Here is a 20,516-nt window from a genome sequence, read left to right as displayed (position 1 = left end):
AAGGAATTTTGATCGTGACTGAGGACCATTCCGCGAATGCCGGTACGGCAGAACCCGCGCGCTTGCCGCTCGAAGGCATCAAGGTTCTCGATCTCTCGCGTGTGCTGGCCGGGCCGTGGGCAACGATGAGCCTTGCCGATCTCGGCGCCGAGATCTGGAAGATCGAGAACATCGACGGCGGCGACGACACCAGGGCGTGGTCGGTGCCGAGCTACAAGGGTGTCTCGACCTACTATCTCTGCGCCAATCGCGGCAAGCAGAGCATCGCGCTCGACATGAAAAGCCCGCAGGGGCTGGCGATCGTGCGCGAGCTGGCGGCGAAGGCCGACATCGTCGTCGAGAATTTCCGCTCAGGTACCGCCGATAGGCTCGGCGTCGGGTTCAAGGAGCTGAGCGCGTCAAACCCGCGCCTGATCTACTGTTCGATCTCCGGCTACGGCCAGACCGGACCCGATGCCGGACGGCCCGGCTATGATTTCGTCATGCAGGCCGAAAGCGGCCTGATGGCCATCACCGGCGAGAGCAATGGCGAGCCGATGCGCGTCGGCGTCGCCATAACCGACATCGTCTGCGGCATGGTCGCCACGCAGTCGATCCTGGCGGCGCTTTACGAGCGCGCGACGACCGGCAAGGGCCAGTTCCTCGACCTGTCGCTGATCGACTGCGCGCTCAGCCTGCTGATCAATGTCGGCAGCGGTTACCTTAACACCGGCCAAGAGGTCGCCCGCTACGGCAATGCCCATCCGACGGTCGTTCCCTATCAGATATTCGAAGCCTCCGATGGCAGCTTTGCGCTGGCGGTCGGCAATGACCGCCAGTTCGCGGCGCTGTGCGAGAAGGTCGTTGATCTGCCACATCTGGCTGGGGATGCGCGCTTCATCAAAGCAGGGGCGCGCGCCACCAACCGTGAGGCGCTGATCCCGCAACTAGCCGCCGTCTTCAAGACCAAGCCACGTGACCACTGGATGGCCACCTGTGCCGCCGCCAGCGTCCCGGCCGGCACGGTAAAATCGATACCGGAAGTCTTCGACAGTTCCAATGTGCGCGAGCGTGGCCTCGTCCAGACCTTGCCGCATCCGCATCTCGGCTCCGTCGCCATGGTGCGCCCGGCGCAGGGACTTGCCGCGCAGCTGACCGCGGACTTCACCGCGCCGCCGATGCTGGGCCAGGACACAGCTGCCGTGCTGGCCGACGTGCTCGGCTATAGCGCCGAGATCATCGACCAGCTGATCGGCACCGGCGCCATCGGCGTCTATACGCCGGCCGCCGAACCGATCCCCGCCTGATCTTCATGGAGCCTGACGGGCCTTCGTCTCGCATTTGCAGGTCGACTGAATGGTTCTTCAAGAGGGCGAAGAGCCGTTCCTTGTTTTGGCGCAATCCCCTGGAGAAAGCGCTATGCGCTTTTCCCGGGAAACCGCTTCACCTTTTCTGGAATTGCTCGGCCGGCTACTTCTGCTGGCCGTAATTCTTGTAGCGCCCGCGAATGGCGGGGATCTCGCTGCCCTCGATGAGCACCGGCGTGCCGGCGCTGCGCGCCAAAAGGTACTGCCGCGCCAGGGTTTCCAGCTTGATGGTGCGGATGAGCGCCGTGTCGAGATCGCCGCCGAAGGCGATCATGCCATGATTGGCGAGCAGGCAAGCCGTGCGGTCCTTGAGCGCGACGACGGCAACCTTGGCCAGTTCGCTTGACGCGAAAAGCGCATAGTCCGAGCAGCGCACATCATCGCCGCCGAAGCCCGCCACCATGTAGTGGAACAGCGGCAGCGGTTCACGCAGGCACGACAGCGCCACGCAATGGTCGGGATGGGCATGCACGACGGCGCCGGCCTCGGGAAACGCCTTGTAGATCTCGGCGTGCATCTCCCATTCGCTCGACGGCCGGAACGCACCGTCCCAGGATCCATCGAGCTGCATCGCCACCATCTGCTCCGGCCGCAAGGCGCTTGTGGCTATTCCCGTCGGCGTGATCAGCATGCCGCCTGTCGTGCGCACGCTGATGTTTCCGGTGGTGCCGACATTCATCCCGCTGGCGTCCAGCGTCTGCGTCGCGGTGATCAGGCTCGTGCGTTCGATTTCGAGTTCCATCACGATGCTCTCCTTGCCGGTGGCCATGTGTCGATCGCCGGCGCAATAGTGCTCGGCCGTGTCATGTCTTGCAGAACGTCGGTGAAGATATCGGGGCCGCCGAGCTTTCCCGATTTCAGCATCAGCGCCAGCGGATCGGAGGGCCGGCCGGGGAGGTGAGCGATGGCGCGCGACAGTCCGGGGCCCTCATAGGCGCCCATGGCGATCCGGTCGATGCCGAGCGCCTTCACCACCGAACCGGCGGTCTCGCCGCCGGCGACGACGAGCCGGCGGACGCCGAGTTCGCGCACCAGAATCTGGGCAATCCCGGCCAGGATCTCTTCCGCCCTTGCCGCCACCATATCGCGGCCATGCGCCTGCTGCAGCGCTTCGACGGTCGCTTGCGGCGCTGTCGTAGCAATGGCGATCATCGCGCCGGGCAAATGCCGTTGGGCGAAGGTACGCGCTTCGGCCATGACATCGGCGCCGGCAAAGGCGCTGGCAAGGTCAATCGTCAGCAGTGGATTGTTTTGCGCAAAACGCTCGAGCTGTTCGATGGTGCGGTCGGCGACGCTGCCGGCCAGCACCGCTGCCGGCCCTTCGACGGCCGGCAGGCTGGCGGCAACGAGATCGCCTGAATCCAGCAGCCCATGCGTGAGCCAGGCCGGTGGCAGATGCGCGGCGACTGAGGAATTACCGGTCATCAGCGGCAGGTCGAAGGTGGCTTCCGCGATCGCCGCCAGATCGCGCTCGCGGATGGTGTCGGTGACCAGCAGCGTCTCGCCACGCGCGCTGTGTGCTCGTATAGCGCTTCGGATGGCTCCAGCGCCGGCGTCGACGACGAGATAGGGCACCAGCCCGACCTTGCCCCTGCTCTGCGCCTGCAGCACGCGAACCAGATTGGAATCGGTCATCGGCGTCAGCGGATCGAAGCGCTTGGGCGACTCAGCAAGCAGCTGGGGACCGCCGAACATATGCCCCTGATAGACGGTGCGCCCAGTCTCACACAGCGCAGGGGCGAACAGTGTGACGCCGCCGCCAAGGCGCTCGAGCAGCGCTTCGGCGCAAGGACCGATATTGCCCGCGGGCGTCGAATCGAAGGTGGCGCAATATTTGAAGAAGATCTGCCGCGCGCCAGCTTCGACCAGCCGGTCCGCGGCCTCCAGCACCTGGCGCACCGCATCGCTGGCTGCGATGACGCGGGTCTTCAGCAGGATCACATGGGCAAGATTGCCTGATGGGATCGGCGCGTCCAGCCCGACCGTGCATCCCGTCGGAATGCCGCGCGCGACCAGCATCGACGCCAGCTCGGTGCCGCCGGTCAGATCGTCGGCAATGGCGCCGAACAGCAAGGAAGGCATCGACGCGGTCATGCGGCCCGTCTCATGTCTGCCGGTTTCGGGGCGGCTTGTCTCATGTCGGTGGTCAGGCCATTCGTGGTATCATATACACAAGCCACGCGACGCAGGCGACGCCTGCGCTGTTGCAAGAACGGAGAGCGGATGTGACTGCTTCTATCGCGCCGATCGCGCGCGACAATCTGACGACGCGTGTCTATGAGGAGCTTCGCCGTGCCATGATGGAAGGCCGTTTCTGGCCGGGCCATCGCTTCAAGATCCGCGACCTTGCCGCCAGCCTTCAGGTGTCTGAGACGCCGGTGCGCGAGGCGCTGATGCAGTTGGTGCGCGAAAAAGGCCTGGAGATGGAGGCCGGCCGTTCGATCACCGTCGCCCAGCTGTCGCTGGCTCAGTATCTGGAACTGCGCAGCATCAGGCTGCATCTCGAAGGCATGGCGGGTGCCGCGGCAACGACGCGCATCGAGCCGCGCGAGATCGACCGTCTGGCGGCGGTGCATGAGAAACTCATTGCCAACGAGGACAATGGCCGCTGGTTCGAAGCCGTCCGCGACAATTGGGAATTCCATCACTCGATCTACCAGGCGGCGCAAATGCCGGAGCTGCTGGCCATCATCGAGGGAATCTGGCTGCGCAACGGACCGCTGGTGAACTACCAGTACCCGCACGCTCGGCCGACCTATGACGGCCGCCACCGGCATCTCGACATTCTTGAAGCGCTGCGGGCGCGCGACGAGAACGGTGTGCGCAAGGGCATTCAGCAGGACATGATCGAAGGCGGCCGCCTGCTGGTCAAGGTTCTCGAACGGCTGAACGACGGCGCGGTCACGCCGGAGGAACTGCGCCGCGCTGCGCAGAACGGCCGACTGGTGTCGGCCACCGGCTGAACAGTTTGTTCCTCTCCACCGCATTGGCGCCGGTCACGCCACCTGCGCCGCGGCGGCCATGCCCGCATCGGCAGCCTGCAGGGCGAGATCTATATCTTTTGCGGTGTGCGCAGCACTCAGGAACATGTTGTGCCGGGGATGGAAATAGGCGCCTTCGCGCAAGGCGGCCGAGCAGAAGGCGTTGGCCAGCTTGAATTCGGCATCGCCGTCGAACAGCACCATCGGCATCGACACCGGACCTGTCTGTCGCAGCGAAAGACCATGCTTCTTCGCTGCAGCATCGAGGCCTGAGCGCAGCCTGTCGCCGGCCTGTGTCATGTGGGTGACGGCGTCGGTATCGCGCAGTGTGCTGATGGTGGCGATCGCCGCGGCCATTGCGACGGCGCCGTACCAGAAAGAACCCGTCACATAGACCTTTGTCGCGGCTTCGCGAAACCGGTCGGTGCCTGTGATGGCGGCCAGCGGATAGCCATTGGCGATCGCCTTCGAGAAGGCGGACAGGTCCGGCCGTACGCCGAGCGGCTCCCAGCTGCCGGCGAGGTCGATGCGGAAGCCGGCGCGCACATCGTCGACGATCAATGCCGCATCGGCAGCGGTGGTGAGTTCGCGCGCCCGTTTGGCGAAGGCGGCGGTCGGCAGTTCCTGGTCGCGGGCGATGTCGTGCCGGAAGGCAGTGACGACGACAGCAGCGAGATCGTTGCCGGCCTGCTCGACGGCCGCTTCGAGGCTGGCGACGTCATTGTAGTCGAAATGGATCAGATGGGCGCGGTCCTCGGCGGTGACGCCGGCCAGCGATGGCGTGCACCACGGCACGGCGCCGTGATAGGAGCCGCGCGCGACCAGCACCTTGCGTCGGCCGGTGCCGGCGCGCGCGATCGTCACGCAGGCCGTGGTGGCGTCGGTGCCGTTCTTCTGCAGCATTGCCCAGTCGGCATGCGCGACCGTCTTGACCAGCAGCTCGGCCAGTTCGACCAATACCTCGCCGGGGCCGTTCATTGCATCACCGAGGCGACGCTGCCGGGCGGCAGCCTCTTCGACTGCTTGATGATGGTGGCCGAGAATGTTGGGCCCCCAACTGCACATCAGGTCGATGTATTCGTGCCCGTCGATGTCCCAGACCCGGCAGCCGTCGGCGCGTTCGAAGAATTGTGGATAGGCGGAGCCGAGATAGCGCGTCGCCATGTGTCCCCACATGCCGCCCGGAATCACCGAGGCCGCACGCTCGCGCAGCAACTGGTCCTTGGAGTTGATCAGGGAAGGCATGACGAGGTCTCCGCTCATTGATATATCATATATTGAATGTGATGTTGGAAGAACAGGATTTGCTGGCCTTCCGGGATGGAGAACAGGGAGGCGACTGTCGCCTCCCCGTATTGTTTTGCTCAGTGGCTGAGTTCTGCCAGCGGCAGGTTGCAGCAGGCGCTGTAGCGCAACCCCTTGACGTCCGACTTGTAGGCCAGGATCAGGTTCGGGCTGATCAGCGGCAGGATGATCCTGTCCTTGATCATCTCCTCGCCGGCCTGGTGCCACAGCTTGGAGGCCTCGTCGCCGCTTGCCGCAAGGGCTGCCTTGTAGATATCCGCTTCCTTCGGGTTGAGCACCGACGGGTCGCGCTCCGCGCCGGCACGGCGCGACCAAGGGCTGCCCTTCGTCATGGCGAAATAGTCGATGTATTGCGAGGTGCCGTAATAGTCCGGCGCGTAGAACACCGCCGTCATCGGGATGCCGTCGCCATTGACGCGCTCGCGCCAATTGGCGAAGGGGATCGGCTGCAGGTCGAGCTTGATGTTGATCTTGGCCAGATCCTGCTGGACCTTCTGCATCAAGAGCGAGAGATCGACGCCGTAGACGTTCATGCCGGGGAACGCCGCCTCCATCTCGAAGCCGTCGGCGTGTCCGGCCTTGGCCAGAAGTTCCTTTGCCTTGGCAACGTCATAGGGCTGCGCCTCGAAGCCCGAACCGCCGGGGAAGCCGAGCGGGATCGGCGCGCTGATCAGCTGACCCTCGGAGCCGATGGTGAAGTCGAGGATAGCAGGACGGTCGAGACCGAGCGAAATGGCCTCGCGCACTTCGGGCGTCAGCGGCACCTTGTTGGTCTTGGCGCCGGGCGACAGCGCCACATAGATGAAGTTGTAGGACGGCACGGTCTCGATCTTGACGTCGCTGCCGGTCATCGTCTTGGCCGTGTCCGGGTCGATCTGCATGGCGATATCGGCGGTGCCGCTCTGCAGCATCTGCGCCTGCGCCACCGCATCCTTGGTCTGGCGTATGACGACTTCGCTCAGCGCCGGCGCCGTGCGCCAGTACTTGTCGTTGCGCGCCAGCCGCAGTTCCGAATTGGGCTCATAGGATTTCAGCACGAACGGCGCGCTGCCGGCCGAATGGGCCAGGAACCAGGCCTCGGCATTGTCTGTCGTCGAGGCGTCCGCATCGGCCTTGGCGCCGGCTTCGGAAGCAACCTTGCTGTTGACGACCGCTGCGTAGGGCGCCGCCGCGATGTTGAGGAATTCGGAGCTCGGCGCGACCATCTTGACGACGACCGTATGCGCGTCCGGAGTCTCGATCGAGGCGACATTGTCCATCAGGAACGAGGCGCTGCCCTTGAGGTTCTTCAGCCGCTCCCAGGACCATTTGACGTCCTTGGCTTCGACAGGCGAACCGTCCGAGAATTTGGCGGCCGGGTCGAGCGTGAAGGTGAAGCTGCTCTGGTCGGCATTGCCTTCCCACTTCGAGGCGAGCAGCGGGATCAGCTTGTTGTCCTTGTCCAGCGTCAGCAGCGATTCGTAGACGCTGGAATTGTAGATCTGGCAGGTGTCGCAGAAGGCGCGGTGCGGATCGAGCGAATTGAGGTCGATGTTACGCGCGATGACCAGCGGCTTGCTGTCCTGCGCGAAGGTGGCAGGCGCCCAGAAGGCGCTGGTGGCCAGCAGCACGGCCGCCAGCATCGTCGCCCTGGTCTTGGCTCTTGGTAGGATTGTCATGTCCATTTCATTCTCCCATTTTCTTGTCAGAGTGGCAATGCGTTGCTCTATCCACCCACGGCAATGAGGGATTGAAGCGCGGCCTTGAGCTTATCAGCGCCGCCCAGTGCGGCGCGGTTGAGCGGGGCCGATACGACGGGAGCCGAGAGGCTTCCCGTCACATGCAGGATCTCGTGATCGAGATAGTCGAACACGCGATCCTGAATCTCTTGTGTCAGCCGTCCGCCAAGCGACAGTCCACGCTGCACCTGCTCGACGACGGCCACCCGGTTGGTCTTGCGGATCGAGGCCTCCACCAGCGGCCAGTCGAGCCCGGTCGGGTCGAGGCTGCGCAGGTCGATGATCTCGGCATCGACGCCGGTCTCCTCGACCACCTGCTTGGCGACGGCGACCATGCTGGCACTGGTGAGCAAGGTGCAGGCACTGCCCGGCCTGACGGTTTTCGCCTTGCCGAGTCGCACGCAATAATCGCGGTCATCCGCAGGCACAGGCCCTTCGCTCGGGAACAGTTCGACATGCTCGATGACGACGACCGGATCGTCGCATTTCAGCGCCGAATTCATCAGGCCGATATAGTCGAAGGGCGTCGTCGGGGCGACGATGCGCCAGCCGGGAAACAGCGCGAACAGGCCGGACGGATCGCCCGAATGCTGCGAGCCGTAGCCGGTGTGCGGCGAGACGCGGACCCGGACCACGATCGGCACCGCGAAGCCGCCGCCGAACATGTGGCGCACCTTGCTGACCGCGTTGAACAGCTGGTCGGCGGCAACCAGGCAGAAATCGCCGAACATGATCTCGACGATCGGCCGCAGGCCGCAAAGCGCTGCACCCAGCGCCACGCCGACAAAACCGTTCTCGGCGATGGGCATTGCCAGTACACGCTCCGGCCAGCGTTCCAGCGCACCCTTTGTGGCGCCCGAAACGCCGCCGCGCAGCCGGTGCACATCCTCGCCCATGATAATGATGCGCGAATCCTTTTCCATGGCGCGCGCAATCACCTCGGACGCGGCAACCATGAACTTGACCGGCCTGGTGTCGGCTGGCGGCATATCCTCGATCTCGAGGAAACGCTCGCCCTTCAGTTCGGAAAGATCACCGCGTATCTGATTGTCGACGCCGCCTGGGTCCGGCCACAGATGGTCGGGAATGCGCAGCGCGTTGCCACTCATTTCGGTGAGCGAATCGGCAGCGGTGTTGACCACCTCCATGACGCGCTGGTCGAGTGTGCCGAGGTCGGAAGCGTTCAAAATGCCCATCGTCTTCAGGCGAGCCGCCATCGTGACCAGCGGATCGCGCGCTTTCCAGGCGTCTTCCTCGGCCCGCGTGCGGTAGCCGAATTCGCTACCCGGGCGCGCGCCGCTCTGATGCAGGAAGCGGTAGCAAAGCGCCTCGACCAGCACCGGGCCACCGTCTTCCTCGATCGCCCGGCGCGCCTCGCGCATGGCATGGTGGACCGCCACCACATCCATGCCGTCGCATTCGATGCCGCGAAAGCCGAGCATAGGTCCGCGCGAGGCCAGCCGCGTCTCGCGCGTCTGTTCGTTGATGTGCGTCGAGACGGCATAGAGATTGTTTTCGGCGAAAAAGATCACCGGCAGCCGGTAGAGCGCGGCGATGTTCATCGCCTCATAGGCCGGCCCCGCCATCATCGTGCCGTCGCCGAAGAAAGCGACCGAGATGTTGCCGGTACCGAGCAGCTTGTCGGCCAGCGCATAGCCGGCCGCATGCGGCAGGTTGCCGCCAATGATCGCGCTGGTGCCAGGGATGCCGGAGGCATCGTCGCGCATATGCATCGAGCCGCCACGGCCGCCGCAATAGCCTGACTTGAGGCCCATGATCTCGGCCATCAAGCCGCGCACCGAGCCCTGCATGTCCGGGTTGAAAGCGTCATGCAACGGGTCGAATCCGCCGGGCGTCTGCGCGTTGACAAGCTTGGCCAAGACCTGGTGATGGGCGCGGTGGGTGCCGTTGATGCGGTCGCCCGTACCGAGCACGGACATGGCGCCGACCGCCGTCGCCTCTTGTCCGATGCTGGCATGCGCCGGACCATGCACCAGCCCGGCATTGGCGAGATCGAGCACTTTTTCCTCGAAACGGCGGATGAGCAGCATCTGCTGATACCAGCGCACCAGGCTCGAAACCTCGGCGTCGTTCCAGTCCGAATTGTCGACGTCGAGCCGCAACCAGGGCGCCGATGGCTGGATCGATGTCTGCTGGACCATGTCAGCTATTTCCGTTCTGGTAGATGATATATCAAATATTTTCTCAGTCGATTGCAGTGGGCATTTTTCCTGGGCACTGCACTGGCTTGCGGGCATTGCACAAATGGAATTAAATTTCATTTTCTTTGCGAAGCCGAGACTAAGCCGGGACGGCGGCGTTCCGCAAGAGGAATTTTGAAGCCAGTTTTCGAGCCATTCCGGCGACAAGCCCCCTGCACCAATTCACGGAGGGAGCGGCTCTGCAAATCAGGCATTCGGCTGGCGGATCGGCTGGGTAAGCGAGCGGCTAGCGATCGGCCTGATGCTGAAAAAACTGCAAAAACAATTCCCGCTCCGTGGTGATGTCGAGCTTCTCGTAGATGCGCCGGCGATGGTTCTTGACCGTGCCGACGGTGATGCCGAGGCGCTCGGCGATGTTGGCTGTCGGGTGGCCGGCGAGGATTAGCTGAACCAATTCCCGCTCGCGCAGCGACAGCTCCGGCCACAGACTGGCCGGGATCGTCGGCTCCTGCCGGGGCGAGGCGCCGGGGCCTGTCGGCGCCGACGTGCGGGAGAACTTGGTTCCGTGCGCCTTGATGTCGAGCGCATGCAGCGCCTCGAATACAGGCAACCGCTCGTCCAGCAAAGCGATCTCGCTCTCCTTGAACGACGTGGTCGAGCGGTCGAGGAAGATGCCGAGGCACCAGTCGCCGCCATCCGCCAGCATGATGCCGACCTCGTCGCAGATCTCCGACTGCGCCAGGAAGCCGGCAATGTACTGGCCGCGCTTGGCCTCGTCGTCGGCGAGCCGTTTCAGCGGCATGATGCCCAGCCTGCGCTCGCGCCGCCACGAGGCATAGAACGGGTCGAACACGTAGTAATTGTGGAGATAGCGCCGGACCATCTCATCCGAGAAGCGCCGGTGCTTGATGAATTCGGGTGTCTGCGTCGCCGAATAGCGCGTCACCGTGACGAGGTCGTGGTCGATGTCGGCGCCGATCAGGTCGATCAGGCAGTCGACATGCCTGTCCGTGCCGATGGCGGCGATCGCCTTGGCGAGCGGCGCCCAGATATTGCCCATGCGCATGCCCTTTTCTCGGCGATGTCAGCCCAACCGTCATTGTGTCTTTAGGCATATGGCGCGAAGCCGCCCATCGAATCTAGCCTAGCGTCAACCTAGACCAGATCCCGAGGCGACCGTGACCCAACCCAATCTCACCGCCCCCATCGTCGGCAACCCAATCGTGATTGGCATCGACGCCGGCGGCACCATGACCGACACGATCCTTGTCGATCAGGACGGCCACTTCAAGATCGGCAAGTCGGCGACCACGCCGAAGAACGAAGCCGAGGGTTTTCTGGCCTCGGCCGAGGACGCGGCGGATGCCTGGGGCATCTCGCTGGAATCATTGTTTTCAGGCGTCAACGTCGTGCTCTATTCCGGCACCGGCATGCTGAACACGCTGTTGTCGCGCACCGGTCGCCGGCTCGGCCTGATTACCACCAAGGGCCTCGAGGACATGATCCTGATGGGCCGCGGTCTGCAGGCCTGGGCCGACTATTCCTATGCCGACCGGCTGCATGCGGTCACCCACCATCATCCCGATCCGCTGGTGCCGCGCCGCCGCACCCATGGCGTCACCGAGCGCATCGACCAGTTCGGCGACGTCGTGCTGCCGCTCTATGAGCACGAGGTTTCTGCAGCCGCAAAAGAATTGATCGCCGACAAGGTCGAAGCGATCTGCATCATGACCATCTTCTCGCACGTCAATCCGGTGCACGAGAAGCGCATCGCGGAAATCTGCCGCGAAGAGGTCGACAAGGCCGGCGCCGACATCATCGTCTACACCAGCCACGAGGTCCGCCCGGTCATCCGCGAGCAGTCGCGGCTGAACTCGGTCCTGATCGAGGCCTACGCGACCTCGCGCGGCCGCAAGCAGCTTAGGGGTATCGAGGACGTCTCGAAGAAATACGGCTTCAAATATGGCGTGCAGACGCTGCTCTCCTTCGGCGGCCTGACCTCGATCAACCATCCGCGCCTGCATGAAACCATGATCTCCGGCCCGATCGGCGGCATCCTCGGTGCTGCCTATGTCGGCAAGCTGATCGGCAATGATTCGCTGATCTGCTCGGACATGGGCGGCACCTCCTTCGACATGGGCGTCATCACGCGCGGCCAGACGCGGATCGAGAACGAGCCGCTGATGGATCGTTTCAAGCTCAACGTGCCGACGCTGCACCTCGATACGATCGGTGCCGGCGCCGGCATGATCCTCAAGGTCGACCCGCTGACCAAGAAAGTTTCGCTCGGGCCGGAAAGCGCGGGCTCCGATCCAGGTCCGATTTGCTTCGCCAGGGGCGGCACCGAACCGACGATTGCCGATTGCGATGCGATTCTCGGCCGGCTCAACCCGCACTATTTCCTCGGCGGCAAGGTCGTGCTGCAGGTCGAAAAGGCCCGCCGTGCCTTCGAGGAAAAATGCGCCAACGTGCTCGGTGTCGGTGTTGAGGAGGCGGCAGAGGGCATGATCGACATGCTGGAGGCCGACGCCAACAACGCGCTGCGCCGCGTCATTTCGGGCCAGGGCATCCATCCCTCCGAGTTCACGCTGCTGTCCTATGGCGGCTCCGGTCCGCTGCACCTGGCCGGCTGTTCCAGGGGCATCGGCTTCAAGGACATCATCACCTTCCAGTTTGCGGCCGCCTTCTCCGCCTTCGGCTGCACCACGGCTGATTTCATGCGCCGGCATTCGGTGTCGACGCAGCACGACATCCCGTCACGCGCCGATGAGGCGACGCTGGCCGCCTTCGGCGTCAAGGTCACCACGGTCTGGAACGACCTGACCAAGGCCGCGGTCGACGAGATGATCGCCGACGGCCATGCGCGCGAGAAGATCAGGACCGTGCCGTTCCTGATGATGCGCTACACCGGCCAGCTCGAGGATGTCGAAGTCATGGCGCCGCTGGCTGAGGTCAACTCGGCCGACGACATGCGCAGGGTTATCGACGAGTTCGAGGCGGTCTACGCCAAGGTCAATCATCGCGTGTCGCGCTATGGCGAGGCCGGCTTCACCATCACCGAACTCGGGCTGATCGCCACCGCCGACAAGGTCAAACCGGTGCTGCTCAAGCGTCCGCTCGGCAAATCGGATCCGGCTTCCGCGCACAAGGGCGTGCGCGAGGCCTATATCGGCGGACGCTGGCACAAGGCCAATCTCTACGAGATGGACCTGCTGCAGCCCGGTCACGAAGTCATCGGTCCGGCCATCATCGAACACCCCGCCACCACGCTCGTCGTTCATCCGCAGGACCGCGTCCATGTCGATGAATGGACGCTGCTGCACTACACCCACGCTTGAGAGGGCACCGCCATGTTGGACAAACCTGCTTCGGCCCTGCGCCTTCGCGAAAGACTGCTCGATTCCGAGCGGCTGATGGAAGAGACCGGCTGCTATGACGGCATCACGGAACTCACGCTGCGCAACCAGGATCCGCTGAAGTTCGAGACGCTGCACACCAAGCTGCGCGCCTATTGCGTCTCGGCTCGCGAAATGGCCCGCCGCATCTCGGCCTCGCCCGGCGTGCGCGAAGTCGGCGAGATGGTGGTCGCCATCTATACGCCCGAAGGCGACGCCATCGCGCTCTCCAACGGCATCATGGTGCATGTCCATACGATGAGCCGCTTCATCAAATGGATGATCAAGAACAATTACGAGGAAAACCCGAAAATCCGTGAAGGCGATATCTTCGCCAACAACGACGCCTTCATCGGCACCGTGCAGGTGCCTGATGTCATGGATGTGGTGCCGATCTTCCATGAAGGCACGCTGGTCGGCTGGGCCGGTGCCGTCTGCCACGAACTGGAAGCCGGCGGCATCACGCCGGGCGGCGATGTCTGCCTGGCGCAGGAGCGCTTCACCGAAGGCCTGTTCGTCTGCGCCGAGAAGATCGGCGAGAATGACGAGATCCGGCGCGACTACGTCATACGCTGCGAGCGCAATCTGCGCATGCCGATCTACTGGGTGCTCGACGAGAAGGCCAAGGTCGCCTCCTGCATCGACATGCGCGAAAGCGTCAAGCAGCTCATCTCGGAGATCGGTCTGGACTACTGGATGAAGGTGTCGAAGGAATTCATCGAGGAAGGTCGCCGCGCCCAGCTCGCCCGCACCCGCCAGCTCACCGTGCCCGGCATCTACCGCGGCCACACGTTCTACGGCCATGTCACGGCGGGAAAGCCCGGCTTCCAGCTGCTCGGCGATCCCGACTGGCTCTACAACATCCCGATCGAGATGGAGATCACGTCAGACGGCAAGATCACCATGGACTTCGAGGGCACGCAGCCCTGGGGCTACCATTCGATGAACTGCACGCCGGCCGGCATGGATGGCGGCATGTTCGTGACGCTGACCCAGCACATGAATTTCGAAGGCCTGGTCAATGACGGTGCCTGGATGGCGACCGAACTGAAACTGCCGCACGGCACCTGGACCAACCCCGACAACGAGATGGTGGCCACCGCCACCTCTTGGGCGCTGCTGCTGCCGGCCTACGGCGTTTTCCAGCGGCTTTTGTCGCGCAGTTTTGTCGCGCGCGGCTTCGTCGAGGAGGCCTTTGTCGGCCAGGTCAACAGCCCGATGATCGAGATGGGCGGCGAAAGCCAATACGGCACGCCGTTCGGCATGGCGCATTTCGAGTGCGCTGCCGCCGGGTCCGGGGCGCTCGCCATCAAGGACGGTCTCGACACCGCCTATGTCGGCTGGAACCCGGAATCCGACATGGGCAACATCGAGGTCTGGGAACAGTCGATGCCGATGGTCTATATCGGCCGTTCGATCGTGCCGAATTCCGGCGGCGCCGGCAAATATCGCGGTGGCTGTTCCTTCGTCTCGACCTGGCTGATCAACAAGACCTCACATCTGCGGCTCCACACCTCCGAGCACTCCTCGCGCGTGTTCGACAATGGCGGCATGTGCGGTGGTTATCCGGCGCCGACCTGCCAGAAGCATCGCGCGGTGCGCAACTCAGACATTCACGAACTGGCGGCAAAAGGCGAACCGCTGGCGCATTCGCCCGGCATCGACCCTGACGTCTCCGACTACGAGAAGAACATCGGCGGCGACCATGTCGTGGTCGAAGGCCCCTACATCACCTCGCCGCACAAATCCGGCGACATCTTCAGCCATTCCTACAATGGCGGCGGCGGCTATGGCGACGTGCTGGAGCGCGATCCGATCAAGACGGCATGGGATGTCGAGAACGGCTTTCTCACCCGTGAAGCGGCGGACCAGGTTTTCGGAATTGTGCTGAAGGACGATGAAGACGGTTATCCCGTCGCCGATATCGACGCCACGGTCGAACGCCGCGCCGCCATGCGCAAAGAGCGCCTGGCTAAGGCGATCCCGGTGACGGATTGGATCGCCAAGGAGCGTGGCCGCGTCGGAAAGGCCGACTTCGCGCCCGAAGTGAAGAAAATGTACGCCAGCGCGATCAAGCTGTCGTCGCGCTTCACCAAGGAATTCAGCGATTTCTGGAACGTCGACGCCAAATCGATCTTCACGCCGGGAGCCAAGCCATGACCTCATACAGCAAGGAAGTTCTGGGCGATCTGGCCGCCGGCAAGCTGCCCTGGCCGCAGACAAGGCGCATCATGAGTGCCTACAAGGATGACGACCGTTTCTTCAAGATGGTTGCCGTCTATCAGGATCGTGTCGCCTGGAAGGACCCGATCCTGCTGCCGGTCTCGGACCATCTGTTCATCTGCCAGAGTGGCGATGAGCGCATTACCCGCTGCGAATGCGGCCACTCCTTCGGCGACTATCGGAAGAACTGGAAGCTCAACGCCGTGATTAACGTGCGCAACACCGAGGAGGCTTTGCGCGAGATCTATCCCAACAGCGATCTCCCTGATCCCGAATGGATGGAAATCCGGGAGTTCATCTGCCCGGAGTGCGGGACGCTGCATGAGGTCGACGCGGCGGCACCCGGTTATCCCATCGTGCATGATTTCGAACCCGACCTCGAAGGCTTTTATCGCGAATGGCTGGGCAGACCGCTTCAGGGGTCCTGAACGCTCGTCGATGGAGGCTGCGTCGCTGTGATTGCCAAATCCGGTCAGGACTGATTGCCTGCCCAAACGAAGCGGAGACCGTGCGCCATGAACAACCTTTCCGGCCGTAGCGCCATCGTGACCGGCGGTTTCTCGGGCATGGGCTTCGCCATTGCCACGGCTTTGGCCGAGGCTGGGGCCAATGTCGCCGTCGGCTCCTACATCGCGCCTGCCGGCGCCGACAGATCCGATGCCGCCTACTATCCGGCCGCCGACGAGATCGAGCGCGTGCGCTCGGCCCTTGCCGCTCATGGAACGAAAGTTCACGCCGCACACCTTGACGTTCGCGACAGCGACGTCACCAACCGTTTCGCGGCTGACGCCGAGACGGCCATCGGCCCCGCCGACATTCTGGTCAACGCCGCCGGCACCACCGCCGAGCAGCCGGTCTGCGGCCATTCCGACGCGCTTTGGGACAAGATCGTCGACACCAACCTGACCGGCGCCTTCCGCGTCACGCGTGCCGTGCTGCCGGGTATGATCGAGCGCGGCTGGGGCCGCATCGTCAACATTGGCTCGACGGCCGCCTTGGTCGGGTGGAAGGACAACCCGGCCTACTGCGCGTCCAAGGCCGGCCTGCTGGGTCTCACCCGCTGCGTGGCGCTGGAAGGGGCGGCGCATGGCGTCACCTGCGTTATGATCAGCCCGGCCTGGGTCGAGACCGAACTGATGCGCCGCAATGTGGCGCAGGTCGTCGAGCGCGAAGGCAAGGGGCGCACGCCAGAGGAAGCGATGGCCGAGATCGCCAGGGGCAACCCGCAGCAGCGCCTGCTGCAGCCGCGGGAGATCGCCACACTGGCGGTCTTCCTGTGCTCGGATCTCGCCAAGGGCATCACCATGGAAAACATCCAGATCACCGGCGGAGCGCTTTGGTAGCGTCTCGGACACGCAACCGGCTGATCTCTCCGCAGATGCCTCGCTGTAAGACAAGGTGACCGGATTTGCCATTGAGCGCCGGGCGCAATAGGTTATATTGCACTGCACAATGGAGACGCCGTTTATTGCACGCCCATGTCTGCGAAGATTCCGGCCGGCTCATGGCTTGCCGGCCCTGGGTCGTGTCGGCGGGACTCTGAGATGAAGATTCCAAAGTCCCTGCTGATCGATCCCGAGAAGAATTCGGTCTATGGCGCCTTTGCCGTAGCCGTTTCGATCTGGGCGTTTTCTTATTCGGTCATCTTCGGCCAGATATTGATCCTGGCCTACTATGCGGTCTGGCTCCCGCTCATCCTGGTCGACTACCGGCGGTTTGTGAGGCATCTGTCCAGCGCCTGGCTGCCGCTGCTGTTTGCTGCCTATGTCTGCTTCTCGGTTTTCTGGTCGCAGGCTCCCGGCGTCACCGCAAGGACGTCGGTCCAGTACTTTTCCCATATTGCCTGCGCCTACGTAGCTGCGCGCACCGTCAGCGTGCGCACGCTGACCATAGGGGCGCTGATCGGGATATTTGTCGTCCTCATCTATTCGCTGAAGGTCGGGAACTATTCCGAGGATGTCCTCGACGGCACCGTCAACTTCGTCGGCGCCTTCGCCTCCAAGAACCAGATCGGCTTTGTCGGCTCGCTCGGCATCTATTTCTGCGTCGTCTTCCTTGCGTTCTACAGGCGCGGCCGGCTGAGCTTCATCCTGGCGGTGCCCGTCGTGCTGCTGTCGGCCTATGTCCTGGTCGCCTCGCATTCCGCCACCTCGATGGCCTCGATACCCGCGGTTCTGGCGCTGGTGGCGCTTCTTGCGATGAGCAAACTTCTGTCACGACGCTATCGCCGGGTCATCTTCCTGATCGGCGCCGGCCTGCTGGTCGTGACGGCCTTCGTCGCCTTGAATCTCGGGTTGATGGACTTCGTCCTCGGCCTCTTCGGCAAGGATTCGACGCTCACCGGGCGAACCTATCTGTGGGAGCAAGGCTGGAACACGGTCCAGAAATCGCCGATTCTCGGCGTCGGCTATGCCGCCTATTGGGTGCAGGGTTTCGCTGAAGCCGAGCGGCTGTGGAACGAATTCTACATCACCACCCGCACCGGCTTCCACTTCCACAACACCTATATCGAGGCCCTCGTCGAACTCGGCTTCGTCGGAGCGACGCTGGTGTCGCTGATCATGCTGCGCACGCTCTACGGCCACGTCTCGGCGGTGATCTTCAAGGCATGGCAGGCGGACTCGGTGATCCTTTTCGGCGTGATGGTCCTGCTGCTGATCCGCTCCTTCGTCGAGGTCGAGATACTCAACCCCTACATCATGGGTTCTTTCCTGATGTATTTCAGCTTCTTCAAGCTGGCGCGGCTGCCCGTTACCCGCAGGCGGCGGTCACCGGCTCTGGAGCCGGCTGACGCGGCCGGGGGCGAGACTGACTGGCCTCGGTATGCCGGCCATCCGGCGGGCGCCGGTCCCTCATAAATTATCATCTCGCGGGCTGAAGGGAGCGGCCTTCCTCTTTGAGCAAGCATGTGCTCGGACGGGAAGCCTCGATCCCGAGACGGCTATCATAGTTTCCGCAGGGAGATGTTCAAACAACTGAGCCAGGGCCTCATCCCGGTTTGTCGGGTGAGGCTCTGGCTCGAAACACTGGATCGTGTTGGAAGTCGGTCTACTGGCTGGCCAGCGGCGCCAGCTTGATCTTGATCACATCGCCAGGCAGCACCGGGGTTTCTTCCTTGGCGGCTATTTCGCTGGTCTTGCCGTCGACATTGCGCACCAGTGAATAGAGCAGGGTCGGCTGCTGATCATTTGTCATAGCGGCCGCCATCGCGGGATCGCTGGCCTGGGCTATCAGGCCTTTCTGCATGTTCACCTTCAACGCGGCCTCGTTCAGGTCGGCTTCGGTCTGCTGCCGGTCAGTGGCGAGACTTGAACTCAAGGTGTTCTGGGCATCGATAGCATCCTGCTTCGCCTTGCTGATCGCCTGCTTGGCGGTGAGGATGGCGGTTTCGTAGTCCAGGATCTTGCCCTGCAGGTCGGCAACCGACTGGCGCGAATCCAGCAGTCGGGCGTTGGCGATCAGGCCTTTCTGCGCCAGCGGGCCGATGCTGGCGAGCTGCTGCTGCGCCAAGTCGACCTGCTGCTGCTGGTTGACGATCTTCTTCTGCAGCGATTCGATCTCGGATTCCAAAACCCCTTTGAGATCGTCGAGCGCTTCAAGCTTCAGCTTCAGCGCCTTTTGGTCCGCTGTCAGGATCGTCATCTCGTCCGCCACGATGGCTGGCAGTCTCGGATCGCCCTCGACCTCCTTCGGCACGTCGAAACTCGCCTTTCCGGCCATATCCGCATCGATGCGGGCGCGCCTTACGATCAGTCGGATGCGCTGGTCGTCGGAGATGTCGAACATGCCCTTGGCGGTGACCAGGTCCTTGCCGAGCTGGGGGCCGTAGTCGGCGTTTCGCCGGATGCCTCCGGCGACGCTGATGGCCTTCAACACCGTCAGGTCGGGCACATAAGGAAACTGGCCGGGGTTCTGGACTTCGCCCGAAATGTAGAAGGGCCGGAACTGCGCCATCTCGACCGAGGCTTCCGGCCTGTCTGACAAAGCGAGCTTTTTCTGCAAAGCCTCGCCGATCGCCGCCGCGATTTCGGACGTGGTCTTGCCGGAGGCCGGCAGTTCGCCGGCGAACGGCACCGACAGCGTGCCGGATGGACCGACCGTGTACTCGCCATTCACCGCCGACCAGTCACGGAATGTGCCTTCCACGGTCTGCCATTCGGCGACGCGGATGGTGAGCTTGTCCTGCGAGCCGAGGCGATAGTCGCCGGCGGCGGCGATGTGCGGGACGACGAGGGCCATGGCAAGGCATGTGGCCAGCAAACGCGCCCGCCGCAGCCGGCCGGAATCCGGGCCGCTGCGAAAGGTTTCGAACAAATCTGTTTTCAACTCAACGTTCCGATCCGCTATAGCCCCATCGCCCGATGAGCTTGCGTCGAATGGCCGACGCCAATGTCTGGCATTGGCCACCGGCCGGTCAGTAAGAACCGCGCGACATCCAGACGGCCGGGACGGTCTTGATGAGAATGCGAACGTCCTCGAACAGCGACCAGTTCTCGACATAGTGACGGTCGAAGGCGACGCGGCTGTCATAGGACACATCGTTGCGGCCGCTGACCTGCCACAGGCCGGTCAGGCCCGGACGCGATTTCAGGTAGTAGACGGCGGATGTGCCATAGATCTCCAGCTCGTCGCGCACAACCGGACGCGGACCGACAAGGCTCATATCGCCCTGCAGGATGTTGATGATCTGCGGCAACTCATCGAGGCTGAGTTTCCTCAGCACCGCTCCAACGCGGGTGACGCGCGGGTCGTTCTTCAGCTTGCGGGTCGCGATCCATTCCGCGTTGGCGTCCGGGTTGGTGGCGAGATAGGCTGCCAGCACCTTGTCGCCGTCCGGAACCATGGTGCGGAACTTCAGGCACGGAAAAATCCGTCCGCCCCGCCCGATTCGCCTGTGGCCGTAGAAAATCGAGCCGCCGTCGGAAAACTTGACGAGCAGCGCTATCATGACAAATAGCGGGCTGAGGGCGATCAAGCCAATCAGTGAACCGGTGATATCGAAGCTGCGTTTGAGCAGGCCGCCGATCGGCGGCGGAAAATCGATGTCAGCCTGCGAAAAGCTCGCGGTGGCCGACTTGGCAACGTCCCTCATGCCGTAAACTCCATGCGTTGAACGAATGGTTCACCACACGATACCCAAAAAATGTTGCAGCGCAACACACAATTTACCACCCCGTTGAAATAGTCACGTCATGAAATGACTAAATAATAAGCTTGCCATGCACAAATTTCGGCATATTTAGCACATTTGTGACAATAAATGGGCACAGCCGAAAAAATAGAGGACTTTGTGGGGCGGTTTTTAGGCGGACCTACCTATTTGCCAAGGCGAGGTACAAATTAGTGCTTCATCATGCCGTGATGCTTGGTCAAAACCGTATAAAAT

Annotated in this window: 15 protein-coding genes; 7 read left to right on the top strand and 8 right to left on the bottom strand. The window is 63.1% G+C overall.

Annotated features, from left to right (window positions below; all coding sequences use genetic code 11):
* Positions 1-14 precede the first annotated feature (14 nt).
* On the top strand, positions 15-1,286 hold the full coding sequence (locus RPF88_RS19855) for a CaiB/BaiF CoA transferase family protein (RefSeq protein WP_013528134.1): 1,272 nt from the start codon (positions 15-17) through the stop codon (positions 1,284-1,286).
* Positions 1,287-1,449: 163 nt separating this feature from the next.
* Here the strand turns inward: RPF88_RS19855 and RPF88_RS19850 are convergent, their stop codons facing one another.
* The gene (locus tag RPF88_RS19850; protein WP_027164251.1) at positions 1,450-2,088 is read right to left on the bottom strand and encodes a class II aldolase/adducin family protein; all 639 of its coding nucleotides are present in this window, start codon (positions 2,086-2,088) and stop codon (positions 1,450-1,452) included.
* A complete protein-coding gene (gene otnK / locus RPF88_RS19845; RefSeq protein WP_050596412.1) occupies positions 2,088-3,440 on the bottom strand; it encodes a 3-oxo-tetronate kinase in 1,353 nt (450 codons plus the stop codon). Before otnK ends, RPF88_RS19850 begins: the two co-directional genes overlap by 1 nt.
* 131 nt (positions 3,441-3,571) lie before the next feature.
* Between otnK and RPF88_RS19840 the strand changes: the two genes are divergently transcribed.
* A complete protein-coding gene (locus tag RPF88_RS19840; protein WP_013528131.1) occupies positions 3,572-4,309 on the top strand; it encodes a GntR family transcriptional regulator in 738 nt (245 codons plus the stop codon).
* Between the two features lie 33 nt (positions 4,310-4,342).
* Here the strand turns inward: RPF88_RS19840 and RPF88_RS19835 are convergent, their stop codons facing one another.
* The 4 genes from RPF88_RS19835 to RPF88_RS19820 all read right to left on the bottom strand — a co-directional run bounded on the left by RPF88_RS19835 (position 4,343) and on the right by RPF88_RS19820 (position 10,578).
* A complete protein-coding gene (locus RPF88_RS19835; RefSeq protein WP_082827525.1) occupies positions 4,343-5,572 on the bottom strand; it encodes an aminotransferase class III-fold pyridoxal phosphate-dependent enzyme in 1,230 nt (409 codons plus the stop codon).
* A gap of 119 nt (positions 5,573-5,691) precedes the next feature.
* Entirely contained in the window at positions 5,692-7,254 is a 1,563-nt protein-coding gene (locus RPF88_RS19830; protein ID WP_337123894.1) for an ABC transporter substrate-binding protein, read from the bottom strand.
* 83 nt (positions 7,255-7,337) lie between these two features.
* Complete coding sequence (locus RPF88_RS19825) at positions 7,338-9,512, bottom strand: dehydrogenase E1 component subunit alpha/beta (RefSeq protein WP_337123035.1); 2,175 nt, start codon at positions 9,510-9,512, stop codon at positions 7,338-7,340.
* A gap of 286 nt (positions 9,513-9,798) precedes the next feature.
* Entirely contained in the window at positions 9,799-10,578 is a 780-nt protein-coding gene (locus tag RPF88_RS19820) for a helix-turn-helix transcriptional regulator (protein ID WP_224673682.1), read from the bottom strand.
* A 112-nt stretch (positions 10,579-10,690) separates the two neighbouring features.
* Between RPF88_RS19820 and RPF88_RS19815 the strand changes: the two genes are divergently transcribed.
* From RPF88_RS19815 to RPF88_RS19795, 5 genes are all read left to right on the top strand, one after another.
* A complete protein-coding gene (locus tag RPF88_RS19815) occupies positions 10,691-12,850 on the top strand; it encodes a hydantoinase/oxoprolinase family protein (protein WP_224673683.1) in 2,160 nt (719 codons plus the stop codon).
* A 12-nt stretch (positions 12,851-12,862) separates the two neighbouring features.
* A complete protein-coding gene (locus RPF88_RS19810) occupies positions 12,863-15,067 on the top strand; it encodes a hydantoinase B/oxoprolinase family protein (protein ID WP_013528125.1) in 2,205 nt (734 codons plus the stop codon).
* Positions 15,064-15,558 (top strand): acetone carboxylase subunit gamma, encoded by a 495-nt coding sequence (locus RPF88_RS19805; RefSeq protein ID WP_337123032.1) that lies wholly within the window; start codon positions 15,064-15,066, stop codon positions 15,556-15,558. The genes RPF88_RS19810 and RPF88_RS19805 overlap by 4 nt, the downstream gene beginning before the upstream one ends.
* A gap of 87 nt (positions 15,559-15,645) precedes the next feature.
* Positions 15,646-16,473, top strand: coding sequence for an SDR family NAD(P)-dependent oxidoreductase (locus RPF88_RS19800; RefSeq protein ID WP_337123030.1), 828 nt, complete (start codon positions 15,646-15,648; stop codon positions 16,471-16,473).
* A 201-nt stretch (positions 16,474-16,674) separates the two neighbouring features.
* Complete coding sequence (locus tag RPF88_RS19795; protein WP_127367914.1) at positions 16,675-17,988, top strand: O-antigen ligase family protein; 1,314 nt, start codon at positions 16,675-16,677, stop codon at positions 17,986-17,988.
* A 190-nt stretch (positions 17,989-18,178) separates the two neighbouring features.
* Here RPF88_RS19795 and RPF88_RS19790 read toward each other — a convergent pair whose 3' ends face one another.
* A complete protein-coding gene (locus RPF88_RS19790; RefSeq protein ID WP_164919989.1) occupies positions 18,179-19,444 on the bottom strand; it encodes a polysaccharide biosynthesis/export family protein in 1,266 nt (421 codons plus the stop codon).
* Positions 19,445-19,544: 100 nt separating this feature from the next.
* Positions 19,545-20,222: a sugar transferase gene (locus RPF88_RS19785; protein WP_337123027.1), complete on the bottom strand. Its 678-nt coding sequence runs from the start codon at positions 20,220-20,222 to the stop codon at positions 19,545-19,547.
* Positions 20,223-20,516 lie beyond the last annotated feature (294 nt).

The sequence above is a fragment of the Mesorhizobium sp. ISC11 genome (assembly GCF_037162595.1).
GTDB classification, from domain to species: domain Bacteria; phylum Pseudomonadota; class Alphaproteobacteria; order Rhizobiales; family Rhizobiaceae; genus Mesorhizobium; species Mesorhizobium ciceri.
Note: the sequence above shows the minus strand (reverse complement) of the source record. Positions and strands in the feature narration are given on the sequence as shown.